Source organism: Nocardia acididurans, assembly GCF_016741815.1.
In the GTDB taxonomy this organism is placed as follows: Bacteria; Actinomycetota; Actinomycetes; order Mycobacteriales; family Mycobacteriaceae; genus Nocardia; species Nocardia acididurans.
The window spans coordinates 1-2,847 of the sequence record NZ_JAERRJ010000040.1; the positions used below are offsets into that span (position 1 = coordinate 1).

At 58.1% G+C, this 2,847-nt stretch carries 3 protein-coding genes; 2 read left to right on the forward strand and 1 reads right to left on the reverse strand.

Features of this window, described 5'->3' with window-relative positions; translation table 11 throughout:
- Positions 1 to 307: condensation domain-containing protein (locus JK358_RS38670; RefSeq protein ID WP_201958849.1), on the reverse strand; the 307-nt coding region annotated here is incomplete at its 3' end.
- 663 nt (positions 308 to 970) lie between these two features.
- On the opposite strand from JK358_RS38670, the gene JK358_RS38675 reads away from it, so the two are divergent.
- Entirely contained in the window at positions 971 to 1,204 is a 234-nt protein-coding gene (locus JK358_RS38675; protein WP_201958851.1) for an MbtH family protein, read from the forward strand.
- Positions 1,205 to 1,357: 153 nt separating this feature from the next.
- A partial coding sequence (locus tag JK358_RS38680; protein ID WP_232852621.1) for a condensation domain-containing protein occupies positions 1,358 to 2,847 on the forward strand: 1,490 nt, incomplete at its 3' end.

Sequence of the window (2,847 nt, forward strand, 5' to 3'; positions counted from 1 at the left end):
CGACCGACGCCGAGATCTCCCGATCCAACCGCGCCCGGGCCCATTCGGTCGCGTCGCTCACCTGCCACGATAGGTCGATGTGGTCGACATCAAGGATGTGTTGGTGCGGCACGCCGTCGGTGGCTGGGAACACCGTCCGCAGCGCCTCATGACGGCCTATCACATCAATGATCGCGGCCTTCAACACATCCGGATCCACCACACCGGTCAACCGCAGAACCAGCGGCATGTTGTACATCGCCGAGGGCCCCTCCAACTGGAACAAGAACCACAACCGACTTTGCGCAAACGACAACGGAATCATCATGGGTCCCTCCCCGGAAAGCGGTTTCGGTGTTGGGTGACAGGGACCGAAGGTGAGCCACAACGGGCTCCTCGATACCTGTCACACAGCCCGACGGTCATGCTCAGTCTTGCTCGCCAACATACCTGTGCTGAGTTGATTCAAAAACGCGAGGCAGTCCAACTGGATTCGTGATAGATGATGCGCCTGGTCAGCTGGCTGGACAGGCGAAGTGGCCCTGTGGTCTTGTCGTGTCTGTATGGGACCCAACTGAATTGGAGGTGCCGCGGCGCCATCGAAGGTCCTGGTTGCACGGGAAGGATGTAGTTTGGTAGCGGAGCTCGTCATCGTCCGGCAGCACCAGCTGTCGGAGCATGTGTCACCCCGTCGTAATCGAGTAGTCTTATCGTGTTCACTCGCAACGGATTCGAAGCGCTCCAGCGCCTCACGTGTCGCCGGCCCGCACGTCAACCACTGCTGCGCAGATGACCTGGCGTCGTTGCCACCGCCAATCCTGTACTCTCGCAGGCCCTGCCGGCGAAAGCAGCCGATCAGCCACGGCGACAACGAGTCTCATGGTGTCAGTGTGTCTTTGCACCCGCGTGCGCGGCCGTGGTAGCGTCCGAGGCTGGCACGGCTTAGGAATATCCAGGCATATTCTGGGACCATTCGGGGAGGGTTTTGGCTATGAGTACCAATCCATTTGACGACGAAGGCGGTCGCTTCTTCGTGCTGGTAAATGCTGAGGAGCAGTATTCGTTGTGGCCGGCGTTCGCCGAGATTCCGGCCGGCTGGAGTGTCGCGTTCGGCGAATCCGATCGCGAATCGTGTATCGACTATGTCGAGCGAAACTGGACCGACATGCGGCCGCAAAGCCTGCGTGAGGCAATGAACCAGGACGGTGGCGTCACCGTGCCGTGACGCTAAACTTTTCCGTGCGCGAATGGCTATTTATCGCCGATTGAAACCCCGATCGGCCGATTTGACATAGGTTAGTTTTTCTGGGGGCGATGGCTTTTTCTCATGAGAAACGCGGGACCTCTCCAGATCCCGAGTTATCAAATGAGGTTCGCAATGGAGCTGTCAGAATTCGCGTCAGTCGTCGACGAGAATGTTAATCGCCATGTCTTCCAGCTGTCTCCCGCCCAGTTGGGAGTTTGGTTTGCGCAACAGCGATTTCCGAAAGTGCCCATTTGCGTTGCAGCATATGCGGATATTCGTGGACCAATTGACGCGGCCTTGTTGCGGAGAGCTACTGAGGAAGCATACGAGGAATGTGACGCAGCATCTCTGCGTTTGGGCGAATCGAAAGGCATCCCGCATCAATGGGTGGACAAAGGCAATGAATTCTCTGCCGTCGAGATAGATTTCAGCGATTGCCTCGATCCGACAGCCGACGCGCTGGCATGGATGCGCAACGACTACCAGACCCCATGGGACACAAGCTCGGGGTCATTGGTAAAGATTGCCCTCCTGCGCATTGAGAGCGATCGCTATTTCTGGTATCGACGGGCGCATCACGTCATTCTCGACGGATATGGCGCGGGAGTTCTGTCCAACAGAATCGCGGAAAGATATCGCGCAGCCCTTGCCGGGGAGGAAGTGGTGCCCTTCCGAGGCAAAGGGCAGGCCGATCTGGTTGATGATGAACAGAAATACGAGAAGAGTAATCGATTTGCCGCTGACCGGGAGTACTGGGCGGAGATCGGCAAGAAACTAGTACCGACCTCCCTGGCTGGACGTTCGGCCGAACCTTCGGCCACTTGCCATGTCGCCAAGCAAGCACTGGATCCGGCCGTCGCCGATCTGCTGAATGGCATCGCCGAAAACTACAATTCTTCGTTGGCGGTGTTGCTGATGTCGGCATTCACCGCATATCTCTCGAAGCTGGTTGATCGAGAGTCGGTCGCGGTGGGCATGGCTGTGACCGCACGCCCAACAGCCATTGCGAGGAATTCTGGTGGCCAACTCGCGAATATTGTCCCGCTGCATGCGGAAGTAGGCGCGGCCATGACATTTGCGGAACTGACGAATGACATCCGGGCAGCGGTCACAGGTGCGCTTCGCCATCAGCGGTACAGGCGAGAATATATTCAACGTGGCATCGCCGGGGCATCAGATATCGGAACAGTGTTCGGCCCCTTGGTCAACATCATGCTGTTCGATCAAGATCTGAATTTCGGTAGTGCCATAGGTACCGCGCACAGATTGAGTTCGGGAATCGTTGACGATCTCAGTATTCACCTTTACTACGGTGACGACGGGTGTGTGCAGATCGAATTCGAAGCCAATCCGGCGCTGTACTCCGAGGCCGACGTCCGTGGGCATGGCTCACGTTTCGTGTCGTTTCTGTCGCGCCTGTCGGTTGCGGTGACGGCGGACCCGTCGACGCCGATCGGAGCCGTTGATGTGCTCGACGAAACCGAGCTTCGCGACCTGGAGACGCTTGAGAATCGCGCGGTATTGGCCGCGGACGTTGCGAGTGTATCGGTTCCGGAGTTGTTCGCTGTGCAGGTGGCGCGGACACCGGACGCGGTGGCGGTGGTCTTCGAGGACCGGTCGTG

Bases quoted from the DNA above. Each gene is read 5' to 3' on its own strand.
- JK358_RS38675 (WP_201958851.1), top strand. From the start codon at position 971: ATGAGTACCAATCCATTTGACGACGAAGGCGGTCGCTTCTTCGTGCTG.